Source organism: Streptomyces sp. NPDC059524, assembly GCF_042749255.1.
Taxonomy (GTDB): Bacteria; Actinomycetota; Actinomycetes; order Streptomycetales; family Streptomycetaceae; genus Streptomyces; species Streptomyces xanthii.
On the sequence record NZ_JBHYTK010000002.1, the window covers coordinates 55,562 to 79,719 of the forward strand.

General features: G+C 74.0%; 19 protein-coding genes. 4 read left to right on the forward strand and 15 right to left on the reverse strand.

The annotated features are described in order from the left end of the window. Positions 1 to 98 precede the first annotated feature (98 nt). The 5 genes from ACFW9D_RS00620 to ACFW9D_RS00640 form a co-directional block, all read right to left on the reverse strand. Positions 99 to 1,307, reverse strand: coding sequence for a S8 family peptidase (locus ACFW9D_RS00620; RefSeq protein WP_188336296.1), 1,209 nt, complete (start codon positions 1,305 to 1,307; stop codon positions 99 to 101). 352 nt (positions 1,308 to 1,659) lie between these two features. Next, a complete protein-coding gene (locus ACFW9D_RS00625) occupies positions 1,660 to 2,724 on the reverse strand; it encodes a CDP-alcohol phosphatidyltransferase family protein (protein WP_188336297.1) in 1,065 nt (354 codons plus the stop codon). A gap of 204 nt (positions 2,725 to 2,928) precedes the next feature. Beyond that, a complete protein-coding gene (locus ACFW9D_RS00630; protein ID WP_384616459.1) occupies positions 2,929 to 4,239 on the reverse strand; it encodes an ABC transporter substrate-binding protein in 1,311 nt (436 codons plus the stop codon). Beyond that, positions 4,239 to 5,069, reverse strand: a complete 831-nt coding sequence (locus ACFW9D_RS00635) for a carbohydrate ABC transporter permease (RefSeq protein WP_188336299.1) — start codon at positions 5,067 to 5,069, stop codon at positions 4,239 to 4,241. The genes ACFW9D_RS00630 and ACFW9D_RS00635 overlap by 1 nt, the downstream gene beginning before the upstream one ends. Further along, entirely contained in the window at positions 5,069 to 6,010 is a 942-nt protein-coding gene (locus ACFW9D_RS00640) for a carbohydrate ABC transporter permease (protein WP_384616460.1), read from the reverse strand. Before ACFW9D_RS00640 ends, ACFW9D_RS00635 begins: the two co-directional genes overlap by 1 nt. 176 nt (positions 6,011 to 6,186) lie before the next feature. On the opposite strand from ACFW9D_RS00640, the gene ACFW9D_RS00645 reads away from it, so the two are divergent. After that, complete coding sequence (locus tag ACFW9D_RS00645) at positions 6,187 to 7,068, forward strand: phosphotransferase enzyme family protein (protein ID WP_384616540.1); 882 nt, start codon at positions 6,187 to 6,189, stop codon at positions 7,066 to 7,068. A gap of 86 nt (positions 7,069 to 7,154) precedes the next feature. On the opposite strand, the gene ACFW9D_RS00650 is transcribed toward ACFW9D_RS00645, so the two are convergent. The 5 genes from ACFW9D_RS00650 to ACFW9D_RS00670 form a co-directional block, all read right to left on the reverse strand. Then, positions 7,155 to 7,880: a 3'-5' exonuclease gene (locus tag ACFW9D_RS00650; protein ID WP_384616462.1), complete on the reverse strand. Its 726-nt coding sequence runs from the start codon at positions 7,878 to 7,880 to the stop codon at positions 7,155 to 7,157. A gap of 91 nt (positions 7,881 to 7,971) precedes the next feature. After that, the gene (locus ACFW9D_RS00655) at positions 7,972 to 9,240 is read right to left on the reverse strand and encodes an SAV2148 family HEPN domain-containing protein (RefSeq protein WP_188336302.1); all 1,269 of its coding nucleotides are present in this window, start codon (positions 9,238 to 9,240) and stop codon (positions 7,972 to 7,974) included. Positions 9,241 to 9,354: 114 nt separating this feature from the next. After that, complete coding sequence (locus tag ACFW9D_RS00660; protein ID WP_384616463.1) at positions 9,355 to 10,695, reverse strand: copper amine oxidase; 1,341 nt, start codon at positions 10,693 to 10,695, stop codon at positions 9,355 to 9,357. A 64-nt stretch (positions 10,696 to 10,759) separates the two neighbouring features. Then, entirely contained in the window at positions 10,760 to 11,551 is a 792-nt protein-coding gene (locus ACFW9D_RS00665; protein WP_384616465.1) for a Tat pathway signal sequence domain protein, read from the reverse strand. A 54-nt stretch (positions 11,552 to 11,605) separates the two neighbouring features. Then, on the reverse strand, positions 11,606 to 12,994 hold the full coding sequence (locus ACFW9D_RS00670) for an MFS transporter (RefSeq protein WP_384616467.1): 1,389 nt from the start codon (positions 12,992 to 12,994) through the stop codon (positions 11,606 to 11,608). A gap of 81 nt (positions 12,995 to 13,075) precedes the next feature. Between ACFW9D_RS00670 and treY the strand changes: the two genes are divergently transcribed. Then, on the forward strand, positions 13,076 to 15,448 hold the full coding sequence (treY, locus tag ACFW9D_RS00675; protein WP_384616469.1) for a malto-oligosyltrehalose synthase: 2,373 nt from the start codon (positions 13,076 to 13,078) through the stop codon (positions 15,446 to 15,448). Between the two features lie 3 nt (positions 15,449 to 15,451). Here treY and ACFW9D_RS00680 read toward each other — a convergent pair whose 3' ends face one another. Beyond that, positions 15,452 to 16,867: a cytochrome P450 gene (locus ACFW9D_RS00680; protein WP_384616471.1), complete on the reverse strand. Its 1,416-nt coding sequence runs from the start codon at positions 16,865 to 16,867 to the stop codon at positions 15,452 to 15,454. 600 nt (positions 16,868 to 17,467) lie between these two features. Here ACFW9D_RS00680 and ACFW9D_RS00685 point away from each other — a divergent pair. Next, positions 17,468 to 18,721, forward strand: coding sequence for a M14 family zinc carboxypeptidase (locus tag ACFW9D_RS00685; RefSeq protein WP_384616473.1), 1,254 nt, complete (start codon positions 17,468 to 17,470; stop codon positions 18,719 to 18,721). A gap of 22 nt (positions 18,722 to 18,743) precedes the next feature. On the opposite strand, the gene ACFW9D_RS00690 is transcribed toward ACFW9D_RS00685, so the two are convergent. Next, complete coding sequence (locus ACFW9D_RS00690; RefSeq protein ID WP_188336308.1) at positions 18,744 to 19,184, reverse strand: SSI family serine proteinase inhibitor; 441 nt, start codon at positions 19,182 to 19,184, stop codon at positions 18,744 to 18,746. 128 nt (positions 19,185 to 19,312) lie between these two features. Beyond that, a complete protein-coding gene (locus ACFW9D_RS00695; RefSeq protein WP_188336309.1) occupies positions 19,313 to 19,864 on the reverse strand; it encodes an FHA domain-containing protein in 552 nt (183 codons plus the stop codon). 164 nt (positions 19,865 to 20,028) lie between these two features. Here ACFW9D_RS00695 and treZ point away from each other — a divergent pair, with 164 nt between their 5' ends. Further along, positions 20,029 to 21,774 (forward strand): malto-oligosyltrehalose trehalohydrolase, encoded by a 1,746-nt coding sequence (treZ, locus tag ACFW9D_RS00700; protein ID WP_384616474.1) that lies wholly within the window; start codon positions 20,029 to 20,031, stop codon positions 21,772 to 21,774. Between the two features lie 266 nt (positions 21,775 to 22,040). Here the strand turns inward: treZ and ACFW9D_RS00705 are convergent, their stop codons facing one another. Together ACFW9D_RS00705 and ACFW9D_RS00710 are read right to left on the reverse strand one after the other, a co-directional pair. After that, positions 22,041 to 22,937 (reverse strand): aminoglycoside phosphotransferase family protein, encoded by an 897-nt coding sequence (locus ACFW9D_RS00705; protein ID WP_384616475.1) that lies wholly within the window; start codon positions 22,935 to 22,937, stop codon positions 22,041 to 22,043. A 6-nt stretch (positions 22,938 to 22,943) separates the two neighbouring features. After that, positions 22,944 to 24,071: an aminopeptidase P family protein gene (locus ACFW9D_RS00710; RefSeq protein WP_384616542.1), complete on the reverse strand. Its 1,128-nt coding sequence runs from the start codon at positions 24,069 to 24,071 to the stop codon at positions 22,944 to 22,946. Between the last annotated feature and the right edge of the window lie 87 nt (positions 24,072 to 24,158).

The following is a 24,158-nucleotide window of genomic DNA, read 5'->3' on the forward strand; positions in this document are numbered from 1 at the left end:
ACCCTAGGGCGTGTCCGTGCGGTCCCCGGGACGCCGAGGCGGCCGCCGTGCCCCGTGGGGGTGAGCACGACGGCCGCCGGTCGGTGCCGACCGGGGTGTTACTCGACGATCTTCAGGAGCTTGTTCGGGGTGCCCTCGGTCGCGTTCTTGATCGCGTCCGGGGTGGCACCGTCGGTGAGCGCCTTGGCGACGTCGGCCGGGGCGGCGTCCGGGTGGCCCGCGAGGTAGACGGCGGCGGCGCCGACGACGTGCGGGGTGGCCATGGACGTGCCCGAGATGGTGTTCGTGGCGTCGTCACCCGTGTTCCAGTCGGACGTGATGTCCGAGCCGGGGGCGTAGATGTCCACGATCTCGCCGTAGTTGGAGAAGTCGGACTGCTCGTCGTCCTTGGTGGAGGAGGCCACCGTGATGGCCTCCGGGACACGGGCGGGGCTGGACTGCGAGGCGTCGGACGACTCGTTGCCCGCCGCGACGGCGAAGGTGACGCCGGACGCGATGGACTTCTGGACCGCGGCGTCGAGCGCCTCGTCCGCGCCGCCGCCGAGGGACATGTTGGCGACCGAGGGGCCCTGGTGGTTCTGGGTCACCCAGTCGATGCCGGCGACGACCTGCTCGGTGGTGCCGGAGCCCTGGTCGTCGAGGACGCGGACGGCGACGATCTTCGCCTTCTTGGCGACGCCGTGGGCGTCACCGGCGATGGTGCCGGCGACGTGCGTGCCGTGCCCGTTGCCGTCGTCGGCGCTGTCGTCGTTGTCGACGGCGTCGAAGCCGTAGGAGGCGCGGCCGCCGAAGTCCTTGTGGCTGATGCGGACACCGGTGTCGATGACGTACGCGGTGACGCCCTCGCCGGCGGAGTCCGGGTAGGTGTACTTGCTGTCGCCGGCGGTGTCCGCCTGGTCGATGCGGTCCAGGCCCCACGACGGCGGGTTGTCCTGGGTCGCGTCGATGTGGAACTTCTTGTTCTGGACGACCTTGTCGACCGACTTGTCGGCGGCGAGGCGCTTGGCCTCGGTCTCCGAGAGGCCCTTGACCGAGAAGCCGTTGACGGCGGACTTGTAGTTCCGCGCGAGCGTGCCGCCGTACTCCTTGGCCAGGTCCTTCTTCGCGTCGGCGCCGGTCTTCTGGTCCAGCAGCACGATGTAGCTGCCGGAGACGGCGCCCTTGGCGTCGAGGCCGTAGACCTTGCCCTCTGCGGGGGCGGCGGCGCCGGCGAAGCCGCCGGTGAGGACGGTGACGCCCACGGCGGTGGCAGCGGTGGCTATCGCAGCGGTCAGCTTGATGGAGCGGCCACGCTTGTGAGTTGCCATGAAGAGGGGTCTCCTCGTGGTGTGTGGGGGGATGTGAAGTTCTGCGCACAAGACAGCGTGCGCGCACGGTTCTACGCGCGTGGGGGCGCGCAAATTCGTGCAACCTCGGTCAATCTCCGGAAGATGTCCCGGGGTTGGGACGAAACCCTGTCCGATTGACGCGATCAGATCAAGGCCTACATACACCTGTGACTTGTTCAACAAGGTTCTGTAATAACAAACAAGACAGATCGGCCAGGCGGCGCAGCAATTCGTGCCAGGACGACAGCACTTGACAGCAAAAGGCGAGGGCCCGCGTCAGGTGACGCGGGCCCTCACTTGTGAAGAAATCCGGAGCGGAATCCGGGACGGATCAGGCGACGGCGGACAGCCCGTTCCCCTCGGACCCGCCGTTCTCCCCGGACTCCCGCCGCTGCTCCGACTCCTCGAACGACGCGAGGGTGCGGCCGAAGTCACGGGTGGACAGCAGCAGCTTGTAGATGATGGCGAGTTCGAAGACGAGCAGCAGGGCGCCCGCGACGACGGTCGCGCCGATCACCTGGTCGACGAGCGGGCCGACGATGAAGACGGCCATCTGGAACTCGATGCCGCTCACCAGGTGCGTGCGGATGCGGTGCCGCAGCAGGAAGGAGCGGAAGCGCAGGTAGATCGGGAAGCGGCTGCGGAACTCCTGGTGCAGGTCGACGACCTGCGCCTTGCGCCGCTTGACGGGCGCCTCCTCGCCGGCCTCCTCCCGCGCCTCGTCGGCCGGGACGGCCTCCTGCTCCTCCAGGGCCTCCTCGTCGCGCGCGTCCTGCGAGGCGGTGCGCAGGTCCTGCTCGATGTCGGCCTCGGGGTTGGCCCGCAGCAGGTCCTCCATGAAGGCGATGCCCGCCGCGTTCTCGGCCCGGCGGGCGGCGCGCATACGCGACTTGATCTGCTTGCGCATCGTGTGCCGGGTCTTGAAGATCTCCAGCGAGTTGATGTAACGCAGGCCGTCGAGGAAGACGACGACCACCGCGAGCCACACATAGATGAGCTCACCGGTGCGGTGGTACTGGCCGGCCATCAGCGCGACGGCACAGGCCATGACGCGGATGCGGTCGAAGATGTAGTCGAGCCACGCGCCGAAGACGGAGCCCTGCCCGGTGAGCCGGGCGACCTTGCCGTCCATGCAGTCGAGGATGAAGCTCAGGTGGTAGACGACCGCGCCCAGGATCAGCCAGCGCCAGTCCCCCATCGCGAAGCAGGCGGCGGAGACCAGACCGAGCAGCAGGGCTCCCCAGGTGATCTGGTTCGGCGTGATGCGCGTCCATCGGGCCGTCAGCCGGACGAGCGGCGTGGCGACCGGATCGACGAGCAGCACGGTCCACCAGGCGTCGCGCTTCTTCTGGGTGATGCGACGTACCTCGCGCAACGGCGGTATGTCTCGGGGCATCGTGCCGACCATCTTTCCTCTGTTCAGAACATGTTCACCTCACGCTAGGAAGCGGTTTCAGCAAGATTCAAGATGCTCGGTGTACAACCTTTACCGAGGGGTAACGGTCGTACGGGGCAACCGGATCCAGGAGAGCTGCAAGGAGATCCGCCGTTACCCGAGCGTTATCCGACCGAGCGGATTCCGTGCCTCCCCCGGCGGCGGCTACCGCTGGTACCGCGCCAGGACCAGGTTCCCGTCGTCGACCAGGCGGCGGCGCAGTTCGCCGAGGCCGATCGCGCCGCTGTAGTACTCCTGGAGCGCGGGGGTGGCCACCTTGTCCTTCCACTCCGGATAGCCCCGCACCGACTGGGCCGGCGCCGGACTCAGGTGCGCGGCGAGGGCCGTGCCGACCGCCCAGTCGTCCTTCGCGGTGCGCAGCGCCGGGTCCTTCAGGGCCTCGGCGCCCGTGGGCAGCATCCAGTCGCCGCGCGCGAGCCGCACCATGTTCGGCGGCCGCAGCAGGAAGTCGATGAACCGTGCGGCCTCCTTCTTGTGCGGGCTGTCCTCGGCGACCGACAGGGTCTGCGGGCTGACGCCCTGGGCGAGCCCGTCGGCCCCGGCCGGTGCGGGCAGCACCTGCCAGTCGAAGCCCTTCGGCGCCTGCTGCGCGATCTGCTGGCGGTAGGAGAAGCCGAGCGGGACCATCGCGTACTTCCCGGCGAAGAAGCCGGGCAGGGTGTCGGAGCCGCCCATGCCGAGGGTCGTGCCGGAGGCGCTGCGGTCGGTGTTCACCTGGTCGTGCACCGTCCGCGGCACGACCGCGTCGGCGGCCCCGAAGCGGACGGTGACCTTGCCGTCGGCCCCGCGGTGGAACAGCCGGCCGCCCGCCGAGAGGGACAGGTTCAGGGTCGCCGACACGGGTTCCTTGAGCGGCCAGGCCACCCCGTAGCGGCCCTTGCCGCTGAGCTTGCGGGTGACCGCGCGGAACTCGTCCCAGGTCCACGGGTGCGCGGGCGTCGGCACCCGGACCCCGGACTCCTTCAGCAGCTTCGCGTTCGCGACGAGGACGCGCGGCTCCTGGAGGAACGGGACGCCGTACACGCCGTCCCCGAAGGTCGCCGTCTCCCAACTGCGCTCGGGGATGTCGGACTTCAGCCGGGCGGGAAGGTACGGGCGCAGGTCGGCAAGGTGGCCGCCGTACGCGAAGTCGGCAAGGTCGTCGGAGGCGTCGTGGATGATGTCGGGCGCCTCGCCGCCCTCGAAGGAGGTGAGGAGCTGGTCGTGGACGCTGTCCCAGCTGCCCTGGACGTACTTCACGCGGATGTCGGGGTGCAGCTCGTTCCACTCCGCGACGAGCTGCCTGTTGGCGTCGACGGACTCCTTCTGCCAGGCCAGCGACTGGAACTCGAGGGTGATCCGGCCGCTCCCGTCCGCCCCGTCGCCCGAGTCGCCGGTGCAGCCGGCGAGGAGCAGGGTCAGGGACGCGGCGAGCGCGGTCAGCGTCGTCCGGAGCCCGGTGACACGACGGGGCATCACTTCACCGCCCCCGCCAGCAGGCCGCCGGTGATCCGCCGCTGGATCACGGAGAAGATCAGCAGGGACGGCAGGGTCGCGAGGAACGCGGCGGCGGCGAGCGGCCCGAGGTCGGCGACGCCCTCGGCGCCCAGGAAGTGGGTGAGGATCACCGGCAGGGTCTGCCTCTCGGGCGACTTCATCAGGACCAGCGCGAAGAAGAACTCGTTCCACGCCGTCACGAACGCGAACAGGCCCGTCGCGACGATGCCCGGCGTCAGCAGCGGCGCCGTCACGGAGACGAGGATCCGCAGCCGGCCCGCGCCGTCGACGGCCGCCGCCTCCTCCATCTCGCGCGGCACGGCCCGTACGTAGCCGACGAGCATCCAGAGCGCGAAAGGCAGCGCCCATACGACGTAGACCATGATCAGGCCGGGCAGCGCGTTGATCAGGTGCAGGTTCTTCAGGATCAGGAACAGCGGGATGATCACCAGGACGAAGGGGAACGCCTGGCTGACCACGACCCAGCCGGTCGCCGCCCGCGACAGGAACGAGCGGTGCCGGGCCATCACATAGGCCATCGGGGTCGCGATGACGACGGCGATGACGGCGGCCGACACGGCCACGAGCAGCGAGTTCCCGGCGGCGCGCAGCAGTGGCTGCTCGTCGAAGGCCTGCCGGAAGTTGTCGAGGGTGGGGTCCTTCGGGATCCAGGTGGGGTGCAGGCTCGCGAGTTCGCGCGGCGGTTTGAACGCGGTGGAGACCAGCCACAGGAACGGGAAGGCCAGGAAGACCAGATAGGCGAGGAGCGCGAGGTACTGGCCCGCGCGGGCGGGCTTCGAGGTCCGCATCACTGCTCGTCGGCTCCCTTCAGCCGGCCCACGAGATAGAGGGCGAGGAGCACGGAGATCACTGCGACCATGACGCAGCCCATCGCCGCCGCGTAGCCGAACTGGCCGTAGCGGAAGGCCTCTTCGTACGCGAACAGCATCGGCAGGCGGGTGCGGCCGCCGGGGCCGCCGTTGGTCAGGACGTAGACGAGGGCGAAGGAGTTGAAGTTCCAGATGAAGTTGAGCGCGGTGACGGCGAGGGCCACCGGGCGGATAGCGGGCCAGGTCACCGTGCGGAAGCGGCGCCATGCGCCGGCCCCGTCCATGGCGGCCGCCTCGTGCAGCTCGCGCGGGGTGTTCTGGAGCCCGGCGAGCAGGGCGACGGTGGTCTGCGGCATGCCCGCCCAGATGCCGACGACGATGACGGCGGGCAGCGCGGTGGCGAGCCCGGTCAGCCAGTCCCGGCCGTCGCCGAGGCCGAGGTCCGCCAGCGTCTGGTTGAGGACGCCCGCGTCGGGGTGGTAGACGAGCCGCCACATGATGCCGACGACGACCTCCGGCATCGCCCAGGGGACGATCGCGAGGGCCCGCGCCAGCCAGCGGAAGCGGAGGTTCTGGTTGAGCAGGAGGGCCAGGCCGAGCGCGAGCAGGAACTGCGGCACGGTGACGCCGACGGCCCACAGCAGGCCGATGCGGAACGAGTCCCAGAACAGGGTGTCGTGCAACAGGTCGCTGAAGTTGAGGGCGCCGACCCACCGGGTGGGCTCGGTGCGGCCCGACTGGGCGTCGGTGAGCGAGAGGCCGATCCCGTACAGGAGGGGGCCGACGCTCAGGACGAGGATGGGCAGCAGCGCGGGCAGTACGAGGAACCAGGCACCGCGGTCGCCCGGGGGTCCGGCGCCGCGGGGCGCACGGGCCGGGCGGTCCGTCGCGGGTCGCTTCACTGTGGTCGCCGTGGTCACCGGTGCGACTCCTTCGGGCCGGTTCGGGCGTTCGGACGGCACGTGCGGCTTCCGGCCGCCCCGGCGGCCCATGTCATGGCTCTGTCATGGTCGTGACCCCGTCCTGCCACGTCAAGACATTCGGACGAGTGCGAGACTGAGCCCGTGGCTCAGGCAGGAAGCGCGGGAGGCTCATGATGGACGAGGCACAGGCACGGGACGTGCTGGCGCGCGCGGGTGTGGTGGACGGACCGGCATCCGGCGCCCGGCTGCTCGCCCTCGGGGAGAACGCGGTGTTCGCCGCCGGGGACCTCGTCGTCAAGGTGGGCCGGGACAGCGCCACGGGCGGGACCGAACTGCTCGACCGGGCGCGCCGCGAGGTGGCGATCGCCGGCTACCTGGCCGAGCACGGGGTGCCCGCGGTGCGCGCCGCGAACGACGACGTGCTCGTGGTCGACGGGCACCCGGTGACCGTGTGGCACCGCATCCCCGACGCGGTGCGGCCCGCCGAGCCGCGCGATCTGGCCGAACTGCTGCAGCGGGTGCACGCGCTGCCCGCGCCCACCGGCATCACCCTGCCGCGGCGGGAGTTGCTGGGCGGCGTCGAGCGGTGGCTGCGCCTTGCCGGGGACGCGATCGATCCGGCCGACGCGGACTATCTGCGGGAGCGGCGGGACGGGTTCGCCTCCGCCGCGGCCGCGCTCACCCCGCACCTCGCCCCCGGGCCGATCCACGGGGACGCCCTGCCCCGCAACGTGCACATCGGGCCGGACGGGCCGGTGCTCGTCGACCTGGAGACGTTCTCCTGCGACCTGCGGGAGCACGACCTCGTCGTGATGGCGCTGTCCCGGGACCGGTACGGGGTGCCCGCGGCGGCCTACGACGCGTTCGTCGGGGCGTACGGGTGGGATGTGCGGGAGTGGGAGGGGTGCGCCGTGCTGCGGGGGGCCCGGGAGACCGCGTCCTGTGCGTGGGTCGCCCAGCACGCGCCGAGCAACCCCAAGGCGCTGGCCGAGTTCCGGCGGAGGGTGGCGTCTTTGCGGGACGGGGATCCGGCCGTGCGGTGGTATCCGTTCTAGGGTCGGCTCTCCCGCCGTGGGCACGGGGCTCCGCCCCGGACCCCGGTCCTCAAACGCCGGACGGGCTGGATCAGCCGGACCGGCGCTCAGACGACGCTGGGGTCGGCGGCCGGCTCGCGTATGGGCCACACCGTGTCCACCGTCGCCGTCTCGTCACCCTTGCTTCTCAGGAAGGCCTGGAAGTCCGTCGCCCAGTCCGCGTACCAGTCCACCTGACGGCGGTGCAGTTCGGCGGGGCCGAGGGCGGCGACCTTCGCGTGGCGCTCGCCTATCGCGCGGGCCAGCCGGGCCGCGGCCAGCGCGTCGGCCGAGGCATCGTGCGCGGCGTCGAGCGTGACGCCGTACTCCGTGCAGACCGCCTCCAGGTTCCGCTTGCCCCTGCGGTAGCGGTCCACGCTGCGGTCGATCGTGTACGGGTCGACGACCGGGGCCGGGTCGAAGCCGAGCCGCTCGCGCAGCGAGGGCAGTCCGTACCGGGCCAGCTCGGCGGAGAGCAGGGTCAGGTCGAACGTCGCGTTGTACGCCACCACCGGGACGCCCGTGCGCCAGTACCCGACGAGGACCTCGGCGATCGCGTCGGCGACCCGGTCCGCCGGCTCGCCCTCGGCTCTCGCCCGCTCGTCGCTGATGCCGTGCACGGCGACCGCGTCGGCGGGGATGGGGACGCCCGGGTCCGCGAGCCACTGGCGGTGCCCGAGCACCGCGCCGTCCCTGACCTCGATGACCGCGCCGGTGACGATGCGCGCCTCGCGCGGATCCGTCCCCGTCGTCTCCAGGTCGAAGCCGATCAGCAGCTCCCGGTGCCAGCCCATGGCAGCCCCCTTCTCGTGGTGCGTTCCCCCAGTGGCCACCACCTTCGCACGGGCCACTGACAATCGGCCCGGCACCCCGTTCCCGCGGGATCTACGAGACCGGCCGCGCGTCCGCCCAGGCCTGCTCGAATTCGTCGCGGTACGTCACGAAGAGTCCGTTCTCCCCGGTGTCGGGGGAACGGCCCGAGCGGACCACGCGGCCCCCGCCGCGCAGCACGAGCACCGGCGCCTCCATGCCGCGGGCGCGCCGCAGATAGGTCTGCACGACGGCGACCCCGTCCGAGCCGTCCCCGTCGACGAGGTACGCGGTGAAGCGCGGGGTCTCGTCGAAGACCTGGATCTCGAAGGCCCCGGGGTCGCGCAGCCGGGCCCGCACGCGCCGCATGTGCAGGATGTTCATCTCGACGGCGCGGCTCAACTCGCCCCTTTTGAGTCCCAGTTCCCTTTCGCGGCGTTTGACCGCACTGGAGGCCGGGTTGAGGAAGAGCAGCCGGACGCGGCAGCCGGACTCGGCGAGCCGGATCAGGCGGCGGCCGGAGAAGTTCTGCACCAGCAGGTTGAGCCCTATGCCGATGGCGTCGAGGCGGCGGGCCCCGCCGAACAGGTCCTCGGCGGGGAACTGGCGCAGCAGCCGCACCCGGTCCGAGTGGACGGCGACCACGTCCGCGTACCGGTCGCCGACGAGGTCCTCTACGGCGTCCACGGGCAGTCTGCGGGCGGACGGCACGTCCGACCCGGCGCCGAGTATCTCCAGCAGGCGCGCGGAGGCCCGCTCGGCCTGGGCGAGGACGGCCTCGGACAGGGCGCGGTTGCGGGAGACCACGTTGCGCGTGACCTCCAGCTCGTCGAGGGCGAGCTCGACGTCGCGCCGGTCGTCGAAGTACGGCTCGAAGCACGGCCAGTGCTGGACCATCAGCTCCCGCAGCTGCGGAAGGGTCAGGAACGACAGCACGTTGTCGTCCGCCGGGTCGAGGAGGTAGCCCTTGCGGCGGCTGACCTCGCGCACGGCGACCGCCCGCTGCACCCACTCCTGCCCGGCGGGCCCGGCGGCGGCGACCACCCAGTCGTCGCCGTGCACGGGCTCGTAGACGGGCCGCAGGACGGCGGCGACGACGGCGCGCAGCCGCTGCTCCACCAGGTTCAGCCAGATGTAGGCGCGGCCGGCGCGCTGCGCGCGCGTGCGCACCTCGCGCCAGGCCTCGGTGCCCCAGTCCAGTTCGGGTCCGATCTGCGAGCCCACGTCCATGGGCCGGGCCAGCGACACCGCTCCGGGCGGGATGTCCGCGGAGGCCGCCCCCTGGCCGTCCTGGCCCTCGTGACCCTCGTCGCCTGGGGGCAGCTCCAGCCCTCCCGAGCTCACCCGCTCCGCACCGCCTTCCGCCCCCGAGCCGTTTCGCGCCTTCCCCTCGGCAACGATCAAGGAAGGGTACTCCGGGAGCGGGCGGCGGTGCAGCCCGATGCGGGCGTCAGTTTCTCAACTGCCGTTTCCGGGAACCCCGTTCTGCCCCGCCAGGTCGGCGGGCGTGAGCGGATTCATAGCGGTCACGTCCCTGGGGGCCAGCGAGAAGCCCTGCCAGTGGACCGGCATGGGCTGCTGGTCCTCGTCCCGGGCGATGTGGTGGAACCCTATGTTGACCCACGTGATCGGGTGGGTCAGCGTCTCGCCGCCGACCCACTTGTCCACGCTCGTCCCGCCGCAGTGCGCCGAGGGGTTGTCGCTCGCGTACTGCTCGCACTTCTTGTACTCGGTGAAGTACACGTCGTGCTTGGTGAAGGAGCGTCCGGGGAAGCGGCTGGAGCGGCCGGGGACGAACTCGTAGGAGCGGGGGTGCCCGTCCTTGTTCTTGCCGGCCTTGGAGACGACGCGCCACCAGCGCATGTCCTTGACGTCACCCGCGAGTTCCTTGGTGACGGGGGTCCGGGTCGTCTTCGTGGTGGGCGAGCCGGCGCCGCGCGGCGCGGTCACCTTGGAGTCGTACTGCTCGACCTTGGCCTTGGGCGAGCCGTCCAGGCCGAAGTTGAGCCGCCAGAACACGTTGTGGCTGTGGCTCTCCGCGTAGGCGGTGGCGCCCTTGCCGATGGGCCAGCCCTTGCCGTCGGTGCCGTCGTAGTCGTACGGGGAGAGGCTGCCCGTCGCGCCGACGTTGGAGGTGATGGTGCCGTCGGAGGAGAAGCGCCACTCGGTGATGTACTCGTACCAGGACGCCTTGTTGACCGTGTACAGGAGCAGGTCCTTGCCCTGGGCGCTGTAGAGCTTGCCGCTGCCGCCGGTCGACTCGTCGTCGCTGAGCCGGTACGCGTGCCCGCGCGCACGTGTGGTGGCGCACAAGCCCTTCACGTCGCCGGTGTCGGGGACCTTGACGGTCTTGATGGTGCCGCCGGGGCACTCGGCGGGCCGCAGGTTCTGCAAGGCCTGGCCGAAGTCGGTGCCGGTGATGTCGTCGTACTCGGCCTGGCCGTCGTCGTAGGGGACGTGGACCTGGGCGAGGCGGGCGCTGGTGAGGACCTTGATCGGCGCGGCCTCGCCCTTGGGCTGGTAGCTGACGTCGTCGAGGACGAGCCCGGCCAGCGTGTTGTAGTGCCAGCACATGCGCCAGGTGGTGCCGCCGTCGAGGGTCTGCTCGATGCGGTACGCGGCCGAGCAGGCGGGCGCGTCGGCCGCCGCGGCCCGCTGCGGGGCGGCGGGGGCGGCCTGGGCGCCGGGGCTCGTGGCGAGCCCGCCGAGCAGGGCGGTGACGGCGAGGCCGGTCAGGGCGAACGCGCGGCGTCTGCGCGGCTCGCGGCCGGTGGACGTCCTGGTGGGTGTCTCGGGCATGCGGAAGTGCTCCCTCGTGCAGGAGAAGAAGTCGGAGGTCGAAGGAGGGCCGTGACGGCCCGGCTCAGGAGAGACGGCCGACCGTGCGGTCGCTGAGGTCGACGACGAGGGCGCGCGTGTCGATCCACGGGCCGCTCTTGACCTTGGTGATGACGCGCAGGCAGCGGTGCGTGCCGCACGCGGCGAGGTCCGCCGGCACGTTCGCGACCGTGCCCTTGCGGAAGACCATGCCGCTGAGCTCCAGCTGGTCCGGCCCGGTGAGCTTCTTGCCGGTGGCGTCCTTGTAGTCGGCCCGCAGGCCGGCGCCGAGCCGGTCGCCGATCAACAGCTGGGCCGCCTCGGTCAGTTCGTCCTTGCCGGGCGGCGGCTGCACTCCGTGGTCCGTGCTGGTGTCCTCGACCTTGCCGGTGTCGAGATTGACGGTCTTGGTGACGACCGCGTCGCTCTTGTAGTCGTAGTAGACGACGTCCGCGCGGCGCTGGGCCGCGGCCGCGCCGCTCAGGCGCGGGTCGGTCTCCGTCAGGTTCGTCGACAGGCGCTCCGGGCCCCGGTCGCCCTCGACGTCCAGGGCGTTCCTGCGCAGATTGCTGCTCGCCACCGCGAGCCGCTCCGCCCGGTCGATCTCGGCGTCGGTGAGCGGATCGCGTCCGACGCCCTTCTCCCCCTCCTCCGGCGCGGCCTCGACCGTGCCCTCGGGAGCCACCGCGTCCCGCTCGGCCGCCGCGGCCTTGGCCGCGTCCCCCGCGGCCCCGGCGTCGTCGGGCAGGCTCACGCCCACCGCCACGGCGGCTCCGGCGACCGCGAGGGCCACCCCTGTCACCAGCTTGCCCAGATGGCGTCTTGCTAGCGCGCGCACATCTTCCCCCTGCTTCCCCGGTTCCCCGCCGGGCCGCCCCGGGCGGTCCCGGCCTCACATGGTCGTCCGGTAAGAGGGGTCCAACTCCGGTGTGGTTCCGTCGATTTCGGGGAGATCGGGCGGCAACGTCCGTACCCGCAGGGCGACGAGGAAGGCGAGGGCGGCGGCGAGGCTGCCCACGGTGAACGCGGCCGCCGGGCCGTACGTCTGGGCGAGGCGACCGGCGGCGGCGAGGGTGACGGCCTGGCCGCCGACGAAGGCGCTCGCGGCGACCGTCATGCCCTCGGCGAGCCGTGCGCGCGGCACGGCCCGCTCGGTGAGAGCGAACGCGGTGATGAGGTTCGGGGCGAACAGGGCGCCGAACAGCGTCACGAAGACGTAGAGGAGCGGCAGGGTGTGGGTCGCGATCAGCGGGAGCGACAGGAGGGCGGCGCCCGCCGTGGCGACGCGCCAGCGCAGCGGCAGGGCGAAGCGTGGGGGCACGGCGGCCATGGACAGGCCGACGACGGCGCTCATGACGCCCATCGCGGCGTAGACGAGCCCGGCTTGGTCCTCGGCCCCGAGTTCCTGGGTGAGCGCGGTGATCCCGGCGCCGAGTCCGCCGAGCAGCACGCCCAGGAGGACGAGTCCGAGCCGTACGAGGTGCACCTGACGCGGCATGCGGGGACGTGCGCCGCGCGCGCGTGCGGCTTCGGCGGGGCGGTCGGCGCGGGGGACGGCGGTCGCCGTCGGGTGCAGGGCGAACCAGGTGCCGCAGACCGCGACCAGCAGGGCGGCGGCCCCGAACGCGTAGGCGGGGTGGGCGAGGACGGCGGCGACGCCGATCAGGGCGGGGCCGAGGACGAAGGACACCTCGTCCGCCGTCGACTCCAGGGACAGCACGGCGTCCACCGTCCGCTCTCCGCCGCCCGCGCGGCGCACGAGCGCGACCCCGCGCGCGCGGGCGAGCGGCCCGATGCCGGGGACCGTGGCGCCCGCGAGGACGGCGAGCACGACGAGGAGCGGCGTGGCGAGGTGCTGGAGCGCGCCCAGGGTGTAGCCGGCGATCGCGAGGGCGTTGAGCAAGGAGGCGACGAGGACGACGGGCCGCTGGCCGTGCCGGTCGGCGAGCCGTCCGACGAGCGGGCCGAGGGCGACCTGGCCGAGCGCGAGGGCGCAGGCGACGGTGCCGCCGGTGGCCAGCGAGCCGCTGGTGCGGGTCACCAGGAGGACGCTGCCGAACTGGATCACCGCGACCGGGAGCCGGCCGAGGAAGGACACGAGCGGCAGCAGCCGGCCGGTCGCGGCGAGCACCTGCCGGTACGTGTCGAGGGGGCGCCCGGTCTCGGTACCCTCCGGCGGGCGGCTCGGGCCGGACTCCTCGGTGGCGGTCGTCGGGGTGTCGGTGGCGGTGCCGGTCGTCGGGGTGTCGGGGCCGGTCTTCTGGGTGCTGGGGCCGGTCATCGTCCGACGTTAACGACCGCCGTTCGCCCGCACGCATGGGGGAATGACACGAAACGCGCCCGCGCGGGTACGTAGCTTCGCATGACCCCTCAGCGCGCCCAGGTCCCGACCGCCACGTACCGGCTCCAGCTCCAGCCCGCCTTCGGGTTCGCGGCCGCGGCGGAGGCGGTGCCGTGGCTGGCCGGGCTCGGGGTCTCGCATCTGCACCTGTCGCCGGTCCTGGAGGCGGTGCCCGGCTCGACGCACGGCTACGACGTGGTCGACCACGGCCGGGTGCGGGCGGAGCTGGGCGGCGAGGAGGGGCTGCGGGCGCTCGCCGCGCGGGCGCACGAGCACGGGCTCGGCCTGGTGGTGGACATCGTGCCGAACCACATGGCGGCGTCCGTGCGGCACAACAGGCCGCTCATGGAGGTGCTCCGGGAGGGGCCCGCGTCGCCGTACGCGCGCTGGTTCGACGTCGACTGGGCGGCGCAGGGCGGCCGGATCATGCTGCCGGTGCTGGGGACCCCGCTGCGGGACGCGCTGGCGGACCTGTGGGTGGACGGGGACGTGCTGCGCTATCACGAGCACGTGTTCCCGCTGCGGGAGGGCACGCGCGGGCTGCCGCTGCCGCGCCTCCTGGAGGCGCAGTGGTACCGGCTCGCCTGGTGGCGCCTGGCCCGCGCGGAGCTGAACTACCGGCGCTTCTTCACCATCTCGGACCTGATCGCCGTGCGCGTGGAGGACCCGGAGGTGTTCGCGGCGACCCACGCGACGGTGCTGCGCCTGATGGTGGAGGGAGTCGTCGACGGGCTCCGGGTGGACCATCCGGACGGGCTCGCCGATCCGGGCGGCTATCTGCGCCGCCTGTCGGAGGCGGCGTCCGGTCACTGGACGGTCGTGGAGAAGATCCTCGCGGACGGCGAGGAGCTGCCCTCGGCGTGGCCGGTGGCCGGCACGACGGGCTACGACGCGCTGCGGCGGATCGACGGCCTGTTCACGGACCCCGGGGGCGCGGAGGCCCTGGACGGTCACTTCCGGCGCTTCACGGGCGCGCCGGACGACCTCGGCGGGCGCTGGGCGCCGACGGTGCGGCGGGCGGCACGGCACGTGGTCACGTACGAGCTGGCCGCCGAGGTGGAGCGGCTGGTGCGCGAGGCGGCCGCCCTGTGCGCGGCGGACCCGGCGCTGCGTGATCACGCCGTGTGGGCGCTGCGCACGGCGGTGCGCGAACTCCTCGTCCGCGTCCCCGTCTACCGGCCCTACGCGTCCGGCGGCGACGCCCCCGAGACGGTGCTGACGCCGGCCGACGCGACCGCGGCCAAGGCTGCGTTCACGGTCCCGGAGGAGGCCCGCGCGGTCGACGCCGTACGGGAGTTGGCGCTGGGGCGGCACGGGCGGGACCCGGCGCACACGGCGTTCCGCGACCGGTTCGCGCAGACGGCGGCGGCGCTGCGGGCGAAGTCGGTGGAGGACTCCGCGTTCTACCGGTACACGCCGCTGCTCTCGGCCCTGGAGGTGGGCGGCGAGCCGGCCGCTCCGGCGGTGACCGTGAACCGCTTCCACGCGTACTGCACGCGGATGCTGCGCGCGTGGCCCGACGCGTCGACGGTGCTGTCGACGCACGACACGAAGCGCAGCGCCGACGTGCGGGCCGCCGTGTCGGTGCTCTCGCAGTGCCCGGACCGGTGGGCGGCACTGGTCGACGAGGTCACGGCGCGGACCGCGCACGACGACCCCGCGCGCCCGGGGCCCGGGGCGGCGTGGGCCGCGTGGCAGACGGTGGCGGGGCTGGGTCCCGCCGATCCGGAGCGCGTCCAGGAGGCGATGCTCAAGCACGCGCGCGAGGCGGGTCTGGACACAACCTGGACGGAACAGGACGCGGTGTACGAGGAGGCGCTGCGGGCGTTCGTCGCGGCGGGCCCGTGCGGTCCGCCGGGCGAGGCGGTGCTGCGCCTCATGGCGGAACTGCGGCCCCACGTACGGGCGAACGTGCTGGGCGCGGCCCTCGTCCACCTCACGATGCCGGGCGTCCCCGACCTGTACCAGGGCACCGAGCGGGAGTACCGCGCCCTGGTCGACCCGGACAACCGGGCGCCGGCCACGTTCGGGGACGCGGGCGAGGAGGACGGGGACGGCCTCTCGGCGGAGAAGGAGTCGCTCACCCGGACCGTGCTCGCGCTGCGCCGGGAGCACCCGGAGTGGTTCGGCGGCAAGGGCGCGTACGAGCCGCTGACGGCGCGGGGGCCGGGCGCTGAGCACTGTGTGGGCTTCACGCGAGCGGGCCGGGTGGCCGTGGCGGTCACCCGGCTGTCGCTGCGGCTCGCGGACGCGGGCGGCTGGCAGGACACGGCGCTTCCCCTCCCGGACGGCACCTGGGCCGAACTCCTGGGCCCGGAGCGGAGGTTCTCGGGGCACGCGCGTGCGGCGGAACTGTTCGCGGACCGGCCGGTGGCGCTGCTGGTCCGGGTGTGACGCTCAGCCGAGGTGGACCCGGAGGGAGGACGGGGCCCGGGTGAGGAGGCCCTCGGGGGTGGGACGGAAGCCCGGGGCCCAGCGCAGGTGCGGGAAGGTGGACAGCAGGGCGTGCAGTCCCGTCCGCGCGGTGAGCCGGGCGAGGCGGGCGCCGAGGCAGGCGGGCCCGGGGTCGGCGGGGGTGCGGAACAGGTCGTAGCGGTCGGGGTCGGCGAACCGCGCGGCGTCCCGGCCCGCCGCGCCGGCCAGACAGGCGACGGTGGCCCCCGCCGGTATCGTGCCGCCTTCCGCCGGGACCGGCGCGAGGGCGCGGCGCAGCACGATGTGCGCGGCGGGGTCGCGGCGCAGGGACTCGGTCCAGGCGGCGTCGGCGAGTTCCGGGTCGGCCCGTACGAGGTCCAGTTGGGCGGGGTGGTCGAGGAGGTTCGCCAGGAGCGCGGCCAGGGCCCCGTCGGTCGCCTGGCCGCCCGCGCCGAGCAGCACGGCGACGAGCCCGGTGACGGCGGTGTCGGACAGGGGTCCGTCGTCGTCGGGGGCGGCGCACAGGACGGACAGCAGGTCGGTGCCGGGGTGCGCGCGGCGGCGCACTGCGTGGGGGCGCAGCAGGGTGTGCAGGGCGGCGGTGCCGAGTGCGGTGCGGTGCCGCGCGGTGATGTGCGCGGTGGTCTCGTGGGGCAGGCCGAGCGCGGCGACGACGGTGGCCGCGGGCAGCCAGCGGCAGAACTCGGCGACGAGATCGGCCTCCTGACGGCGGGCCAGGCGCCGGGCCAGGACATGCGCGGTGCGCTCGGCGCCGGCGGCGAGGGCGGCCAGGGCCCGGTCCTGGAGCGCCGGGGAGAGCAGGGCGCGGCGTGCGGCGCGGGGGACGTCCTCGGGGTGACCGGGGGTGAGGCGCGGGTCGTGCCGGTGCCCGTGGGCCGGTCGGGGCCACGCGTACGGGGCACCGGTGGCCGCCGCGGGATCCACGTGCCCCAGGTCGGTCCCGCCGCCGGACGGGCCCCGGCCGGGCCGCTCGTCCGGCGGGGGTGCGTACGGATCACGGTCCTCTGACGGACACGCCGGGAGCGGGCCGCCGCCCATGGGCCCGGCGGCGAGGAGCTCGTCGTGCACGCGCGCGTACGGACCCACGCCGCACGGTCCGGGCGAACCGCCGCGCCGAGCGGAGTCGGCGCCCGTGCCTGCGGTACCGAAGGACGCGTCCGGCACGCGCGCGTGGCGGTCACCGGCCCCGCCCGGTGACGCGTCGGCCGGCGGGAGCGGGCCGCTGCCGGCGTGCCCGGCGCCGAGGGGCTCGTCGTGGCCGCGCGGGTACGGGCCCGCGCCACCCGGCCCGAGAGGCACGAGGCGGGGGTCCGTGAGGGCGGAGGTCACATCGGCATGGCGGCTCAGCAGCCAGGCGCCGAACGGCTCGTCGTACACGAGAGGGTGTGTGTCACGCAGGCGGCGGTACAGGGGGTACGGGTCGCGGGCCACCGCCGGGTCCGTGAGGCTCGGCGGGCGGGGCGCGGTCCGCGCGGGGGCTCCGGGCGCGCTCGCGTCCGGTCCGGTGGGGCACAGCACCGGGTCACCCCCAGGGCCGGGCGCGCACGGGGCGGCGCGCGAATGCCCTCAGCGGACCACCGGGTCCGGCCCGGCGCAGCCCCCGGCGGGCCGGACGGGTGAGCCGGCCCCGTCCCCGGTACGGCCACGCGGCGCGCAGCGGGTCCACGAACCGTGCGGCGGCGCCGGTCGGCTCGACGCGGGCGGACACGGCCAGGGGCGGCGCCGGGGCGGGTCGACGGTGAGCACGACGCAGTCCTCGCCGACGGCCCCGGTGACCCTGTGCGCCGGGGCGGTGCACACGCCGACCGGGCCCACCCCGTCCACGCCCACCCCACCCTGTCCGAGGCCGTGGGCGAGACCTTCCTCACCCTCGCCGGACGCGGACCGCACCAGCGGTGAAGGAAGCGACCGGCCTTCTTGACACCGGCGGCCGGGCGTGGGGTACTGCGGATTGCTGACGCGGGAGCACCAACGGGGGTGAGTCACCTGACGGAGCAGCGGTACCCCAACTCGGCCGAACTGGCCCGGTCGGCAAGGGAGCTGACGGCTCACCGGCCCGACCTCTGCCGCCTGCGGCGGATCGGCACGTCCCGGGCGGGCCGCCCACTGCACCTGCTGTCCGTCGGGCACGATCCGCGCACCGTGCTGATCGTCGCGGGCGCGCACGCGAACGAGCCGACGGGCGGCGCCACGGCGCTGCACCTCGCCCGGCGCGCCCTGGTGGACAGATCGTTGCGCGAGGACCGGTCCTGGCACTTCCTCCTGTGCGCGGACCCGGACGGTGCGGCCCTGCACCGCACTCCGGCTCCGCGCACACTGCTCGAGTACCACCGGCACTTCTTCCGGCCCGCGGGCGAGGAGCAGCCGGAGTGGTCCCCCTCGGTGCTGCCCCCGGACCGGCTGCCGCCCGAGACACGGGCACTGACCGGGATCATCGACGAGCTGCGCCCCTACCTCCAGGTGTCGCTGCACGGCACCGAACTCGGCGGCAGCTGGGTGCAGTTGACCCGGGACATCCCCGGTCTCGCCGAGCCGTTCGCGAAGTCGGCGGCGGAGCTGCACATACCGGTGGAGACGGGCGCGTCCGACGCGGCGGGCTGGCCGGCCTCGGGTCCCGGTGTGCACGTGATGCCGGCGCCGGACGCGCGGGCCGCGTTCCCGAGCCTGCCGGACGACGCCCGGCACTCCACCTGGCACCACGCCCACCGCTACGGCGGCTCGACGGCGATCGTCGAGGTGCCGATGTGGGCCAGCGACCTGGTCGACGACCCGGCCCCGCACCCGGCGCCGGAGCACGCGATGCGCCGCCTGTCGCAGCGGCTGAGCCAGGACACCCGGCGGGTGGAGGCGGTGCTCGCGCAGGCGCTGCCGCGGCTGCCCGACACCGGGAGCCCGCTGCTGCGGGCGGCGCGCTGGGCGCTGGCCCTGGTGCCGGGCCTCGCGCGGGACTGGGCGCAGCCCCCGCCGCCGGACGCGACGATGGCGTACGTCGGGAGCATCGACGCGTTCGCGCGGCGGCTTCCGCTGCGGGCCGCCGCGATGCTGCTGCGAGTCCTCGAGGAGGCGGATGACGAGGCGGCGCCCCGGCTCGACGCCCTCGTCACGGACTGGTGCGAGGGGTACGCCGAGCGGTTCGGGGCGCGCTGGGTGCCGCTGGCCCACCAGGTGGAGCACCAGGCGCGGACGACGATCGCGGCGGTGCGGCACGCGCGCACCGAGGGCGACGTCTGAGCCGCCCCCGGCCGGCCGTGCGTCAGTCGGCGAGGCGGAAGAGGGAACCGGTGGAGGCGTACAGGACGCAGTCGCTGGCGAAGTTGCGGGCGTAGGCGACGCGCCGGCCGTTCCACATGCCGTGCGCGTACGCGGTGAGCGGCTTGTAGACCATCGGGCACATGGCGTCCTCGTCGGCGCGCAGCCGGTCCACGTCACCGGCGGCCTCGGCGAGTTCGGCGCAGGCCCGCTCGGTGTGCGGGTGGTCGCCGCGTTCGGCGGTGCAGTCGAGCAGGGCGCTGCTGGTGGCGCCGGTCGGGCCGTCGCCCTGCATGACGGTGACCCGCACCCAGTTCCCGGTGTCGGTGGGCGGGGCGTCCGGCGGCGCCGCCTGGGCGCCGGCGGCGGTCGTGCCGAGCAGGGCGGCCGCGGCCGCCGCGGCCGCCAGGGCGCGGCGCGCCGTCGTGAGCGTGGCCTTGACCATGGGGTGTCACCGTTCCTCGCGTTCGGGAGTACGCGCGGGCGGGGGCCCGCGGTGCATCCCTGACCGCGCGGGCGGGCGCGCCCCACCGGACACGCGGCCGTGTCCCCCGAACGGGACGGCGTGGCGCGTCAGTCGGCGGACAGCCGGAACGACATGTGGCCGAACGCGACCTGGTCCCCGTCCCGGACGACGGCGGCGCCGACGACCCGCCGGCCGTTGACCGACGTGCCGTTCGTGGAGCCGAGGTCGCGCAGCACCCACAGGCCGCCCTGCGAGGTCAGCTCGGCGTGCACCCGGGAGACCGACTCGTGGCTGAGCCGCAGCCGGTTGGCCGGGTCGCGGCCGATGCGCAGCGGGTACGGGTCGCCCTGCCGCGGCAGCATCAGCTTCGGCAGCCGCTCCACGGTCCAGGCCCGGCGCATCCGCACCGTGAACCCGGAGACCGCGCCGACGGCCCCGACCACGGCCCGGGTCCAGCGGCCCTCGGTGCGCAGGTCGGCGGTGAGCGCGTCCAGTTCGTCGGGGCGGCGGGCGGCCAGGGCCAGCTCCATCCGGCGCACGAAGGTGTCGTGGGAGAGCCTCCCGAGCGCGACACCGTCCTTGAGCACCTTCAGCGCACGGTCCCGCTCGGCGTCGGAGAGCCGCGCCGGGTGCGTGTGGTGTTCGAACGATGACGTCACACCGCGATTGTCGGGCAGCGGAGGCCGGAGTGTCCAGAAAACGAGACGGGCCGTGTCCGGACCCGGACGATTCCGCGCCGGGCCCGGGCGAATCCACCCCGTGAGGATCATTCCTGGCGCACGATGGACACCTCGTCACCGTCTGATCGCGAGGAGAACGCTCCGTGCAGTTCGAGGTGTGGGCACCACAGGCCGAGCGGGTCACGCTGCACTGCGAGGGCGCCACGCGCGCGTTGACGCGGGCGGCCGGCAGAGACGGCTGGTGGGCGGGCGAGGCTCAGGCGGCGGACGGCGCGCGGTACGGGTTCGCGCTCGACGACGGCCCGGTGCTGCCCGACCCGCGCTCGCGCCGCCAGCCGGACGGCCCGGACGGGCTGAGCGCGGTGGTCGACCACGACCTCTACGCGTGGCGCACGGACGGGGCCGGTCAGGGGCTGCCCGGCGCCGTCCTGTACGAGCTGCACATCGGCACGTACACGCGGGAGGGCACGCTCGACGCGGCCGCCGCGCACCTGGGCGAGCTGGCCGAACTGGGCGTGACGCACATCGAGCTGATGCCGCTGTGCCCGATGCCCGGGCGGCACGGCTGGGGGTACGACGGGGTCGCCCCGTGGGCGGTGCACGAGCCGTACGGCGGGCCCGAGGCGCTGAAGCGCTTTGTCGACTCGGCGCACGAGCTCGGACTCGGTGTCGTCCTCGACGTGGTGCACAACCACCTGGGCCCGTCGGGGAACCATCTGGGGGCGTTCGGCCCGTACTTCACGGACACCGCGCGGACCCCGTGGGGCGACGCGGTGAACCTGGACGCGCCCGGCTCCGACGAGGTGCGGGACTACTTCGTCGGCAGCGCACTGGCCTGGCTGCGCGACTACCGGCTCGACGGACTGCGCCTGGACGCGGTGCACGAACTGCGGGACCGGCGGGCGCTCTCGTTCCTGGAGGAGCTGTCGGCGGCCGTGGACGCGCTCGCCGAGGAGCTCGGCCGCCCGCTGTTCCTGATCGGCGAGTCCGACCTGGCCGACCCGCGGCTCGTCACCCCGCGCGAGGAGGGCGGGCTCGGGCTGCACGGGCAGTGGAACGACGACGTCCACCACGCCGTGCACGCCGCCGTCACGGGCGAACGGCAGGGCTACTACGAGGACTTCGCGCGGGCTCCGATGGCGGCCCTGGCGAAGACGCTGACGCACGGCTTCTTCCACGACGGCACGTACTCGGCGTTCCGCGGGCGGCACCACGGGCGCCCGGTCGACCGGGCCCGGATGCCCGCGCACCGGCTCGTCGCCGCGACCCAGACCCACGACCAGATCGGCAACCGGGCGCGGGGCGAGCGGCTCTCCGCGCTCGCCGGGCCCGGGCTGCTGGCGTGCGCGGCGGCGCTCGTGCTCACGGGCCCCGCCACGCCGATGCTGTTCATGGGCGAGGAGTGGGCGGCGAGCACGCCCTGGCAGTACTTCACGGACCACACGGACCCGGCGCTCGCGGACGCGGTGCGCAAGGGGCGGCGGCGGGAGTTCGCGGCGCACGGCTGGGCGGAGGCGGACGTTCCCGATCCGCAGGATCCGGCGACGCGGGAGCGGTCGTGTCTGGACCGGTCCGAGCGGCCGGCCGGCGAGCACGCGCGCATGCTCGCCTGGTACCGGGAGCTCATCGCGCTGCGGCGGGAGCGGGCGGATCTGCGGGACCCGGATCTCGCGGCGGTACGGGTGGCCTTCGACGAGGGGGGCCGGTGGATCGCCTACCGGCGGGGGGACGTGCGGGTGGCGGTGAACCTGTCCGAGGTGCCGGTGTCGATCCCGCTGGGTCGGCCCGTTGCGCGCGTGCTGGCCGCGTGGGAGCGGGTGGAGGGTGTCGGCGCGGAGGGAGTCCTGACGGTGCCGCCTCATTCGTGCGTGATCGCCGAGGCGCCGTAGCTCCGTCCGTTCGTCGGCGAGTGCGGCCCGGTGGGGGCTGGTCGCGCAGTTCCCCGCGCCCCTGGAAGGCATGCGGCTTCGCCGCGCCTTCCTCAGATGAAAGGCGCCCCGCATCTTGATCGGGGAAATGCGGCGCGCAGCGCCTGCGTTTCAGGGGCGCGGGGCCGTGTCCCTGAGCGGCTCCGCCGCGGGGCGCGAACGGCCCCCACCGGCCGGTGGTCGGCATCCGGCCGAGGGGCCACGGCGAGTGGGCGGGAAACCTCGGGTCACTCCGAGACCAGCTCCAGGAGGATGGGTTCCCAGGCCCGTTCGACCCCGCGGCCCCAACGCCCCGTCTCCGCCCCCGCGTCCAGCCCCACCAGTGCGTCACAGCGCCCGAGCCACAGTCCCCGCAGGCAGATCCGCGCCCCGCACCCGGCGAGGGTCGCCGCCCTCACCGCGGCCCGTGCTCCCACGGAGACGACCAGCCCGGCGATGTCCTCGGCCACGTCGCCGATCACCGCGTCACCCCACCCGAGGACCCCGCGCACGTGCCCGTCCGCGGACACCCGCAAGCGCTCCTCCGTGAGCCCGTGGTGGATGAGCGCCGCGCCGGACTGCGGGCCGAGCTGGGCCACGGCCCGCGCCGTGAACTGCCGCAGCCGCGCCGCGTCGAACTCCCCCTGTTCGTCGAGCCGTTGGGCCGCCGCCCCGGCCTCCCGGCGCACGTTCTCCAGGGACCGCGGCGCGACCGTGGGCACGCCCAGCGGCACGGCCCGTTCGACGGGGACCGCGCGCAGCCCCGTGAGCAGTCCGGCGAGGTCCTCCTCGCCGAGCGCGGTGACGTCCTGGATCCGGGCCGGCTCGCCCGGGACCCGCGTCTCGACGACGCAGACGAGCCCGGGCGCCCACTCCCCCGCCGCGACGCCGGCCGGCAGCGCGAGCGGCAGGTGCGGGCGGACGAGGTCGCGCAGCCGCACCTCGCGCCGCAACCACTGTCCGGCCCGCGTGTCGAGGGCGAACCGCAGCACGTGCCGGTCCCCGACCCACCAGGAGATCACCCCCGCGCCACCGGCGCCGGGCGCTTCGACAGGCCGTACCTCGGCGGTGGCGCCACGGTCCGGGAGCAGGCTCCTCAGGACGCGGCGCACCGTCTCGTCGGTGGGGTGCGGGGTCGGCGGCACGGCGGATCAGTCCACGATCGCCATGTCCCGCGCGGTGGCGTTGAGGCGCCGGCCGCCGTCCGGGGTGACGGTGACGATGTCCTCGATGCGCACACCGAAGCGGCCCGGCAGGTAGATGCCGGGTTCGACGGAGAAGCACATGCCGGGCACGAGCTCCTGCTCCTCGCCCTCGATCATGTACGGGGGTTCGTGCGTGGTGACGCCGATGCCGTGGCCGGTGCGGTGGATGAAGTACTCGCCGTACCCGGCGTCGGTGATGACCTTGCGGGCGACGCGGTCGACGTCCTGGCAGGCGATGCCGGGCCTTACGGCCTCGCAGGCGGCGCTCTGCGCGGCGCGCACGATGTCGTGGACCTCGCGCTCCTCGGCGGTGGGCTCGCCGACGTGGATGGTGCGGCTGGTGTCGGAGCCGTAGCCGTGCTTGAGGCCGCCGAAGTCGAGGACGACCATGTCGCCGCGCTCGATGACGCGCTCGCCCGCCTCGTGGTGCGGGTTGGCGCCGTTGGGACCGGAGCCTACGACCGTGAAGTCGACCTGCGAGTGCCCGAACCGCTTGAGCAGGTCGGACAGTTCACGCGCGATGTCGTTCTCCTTGCGCCCCGCGAAGGCGACCTTCTTGATCTCCTCGTACGTCGCGTCGGCGGCGGCGCCGGCCGCGGCGAGCCGCTCCAGCTCGGCGGCGTCCTTGACGGCGCGCAGCATCGGCAGGGCCTCGGTGAGGGACACGTAGGAGCTGTCGGGCAGCGTCTTCTGCAGCCCGAGCAGGTGCATGGCCCAGGCGTTGTCGCTGACGCCGAAGCGGCCCGCGCCGTCCAGCAGCGGGGCCGTCACCTCGTAGGGGTCCTTGCCGTCGGTCCAGTCCCGCAGGGTCATCGCGGCGGCGCCTGCGGACCGGGCGGCGTCGGGCGCCTCCAGGGTCGGCACGACGAGCGTGGGCTCCTGGCCCGCGGACAGGACCAGCAGGGTGAGCCGCTCGGTCTCTGCGGTCACGTGGTATCCGGTGAGCCAGACCAGGTCGGGGCCGGGTGCGACGAGCACTCCGGCGAGCCCGGCGTCGGCGGCCGACTGCGCGGCACGGTCCATCCGGGCCTTGTAGTCGGCGGCGGTGAAGGGCGCGGGTGTGCCGGTCGTCATGTCCGGTGCCTCCATACGGTGAGCGGTGTCCATCGCGAGATCGTCGCGGAGCGGAACGATACGTCCACGGGCAGCATCCTGCCCGCC

What these genes read in the sequence shown, in the direction of transcription:
- ACFW9D_RS00650 (WP_384616462.1), bottom strand. Translation starts at nt 7,880, where the DNA reads ATGGGCTGGCACCGGGAGCTGCTGATCGGCTTCGACCTGGAGACGACG.
- ACFW9D_RS00625 (WP_188336297.1), bottom strand. Translation starts at nt 2,724, where the DNA reads ATGCCCCGAGACATACCGCCGTTGCGCGAGGTACGTCGCATCACCCAG.
- ACFW9D_RS00645 (WP_384616540.1), top strand. Translation starts at nt 6,187, where the DNA reads ATGGACGAGGCACAGGCACGGGACGTGCTGGCGCGCGCGGGTGTGGTG.
- ACFW9D_RS00630 (WP_384616459.1), bottom strand. Translation starts at nt 4,239, where the DNA reads ATGCCCCGTCGTGTCACCGGGCTCCGGACGACGCTGACCGCGCTCGCC.
- ACFW9D_RS00660 (WP_384616463.1), bottom strand. Translation starts at nt 10,695, where the DNA reads ATGCCCGAGACACCCACCAGGACGTCCACCGGCCGCGAGCCGCGCAGA.
- treY (WP_384616469.1), top strand. Translation starts at nt 13,076, where the DNA reads ATGACCCCTCAGCGCGCCCAGGTCCCGACCGCCACGTACCGGCTCCAG.
- ACFW9D_RS00635 (WP_188336299.1), bottom strand. Translation starts at nt 5,069, where the DNA reads ATGCGGACCTCGAAGCCCGCCCGCGCGGGCCAGTACCTCGCGCTCCTC.
- ACFW9D_RS00690 (WP_188336308.1), bottom strand. Translation starts at nt 19,184, where the DNA reads ATGGTCAAGGCCACGCTCACGACGGCGCGCCGCGCCCTGGCGGCCGCG.
- ACFW9D_RS00710 (WP_384616542.1), bottom strand. Translation starts at nt 24,071, where the DNA reads ATGACGACCGGCACACCCGCGCCCTTCACCGCCGCCGACTACAAGGCC.
- ACFW9D_RS00620 (WP_188336296.1), bottom strand. Translation starts at nt 1,307, where the DNA reads ATGGCAACTCACAAGCGTGGCCGCTCCATCAAGCTGACCGCTGCGATA.
- ACFW9D_RS00670 (WP_384616467.1), bottom strand. Translation starts at nt 12,994, where the DNA reads ATGACCGGCCCCAGCACCCAGAAGACCGGCCCCGACACCCCGACGACC.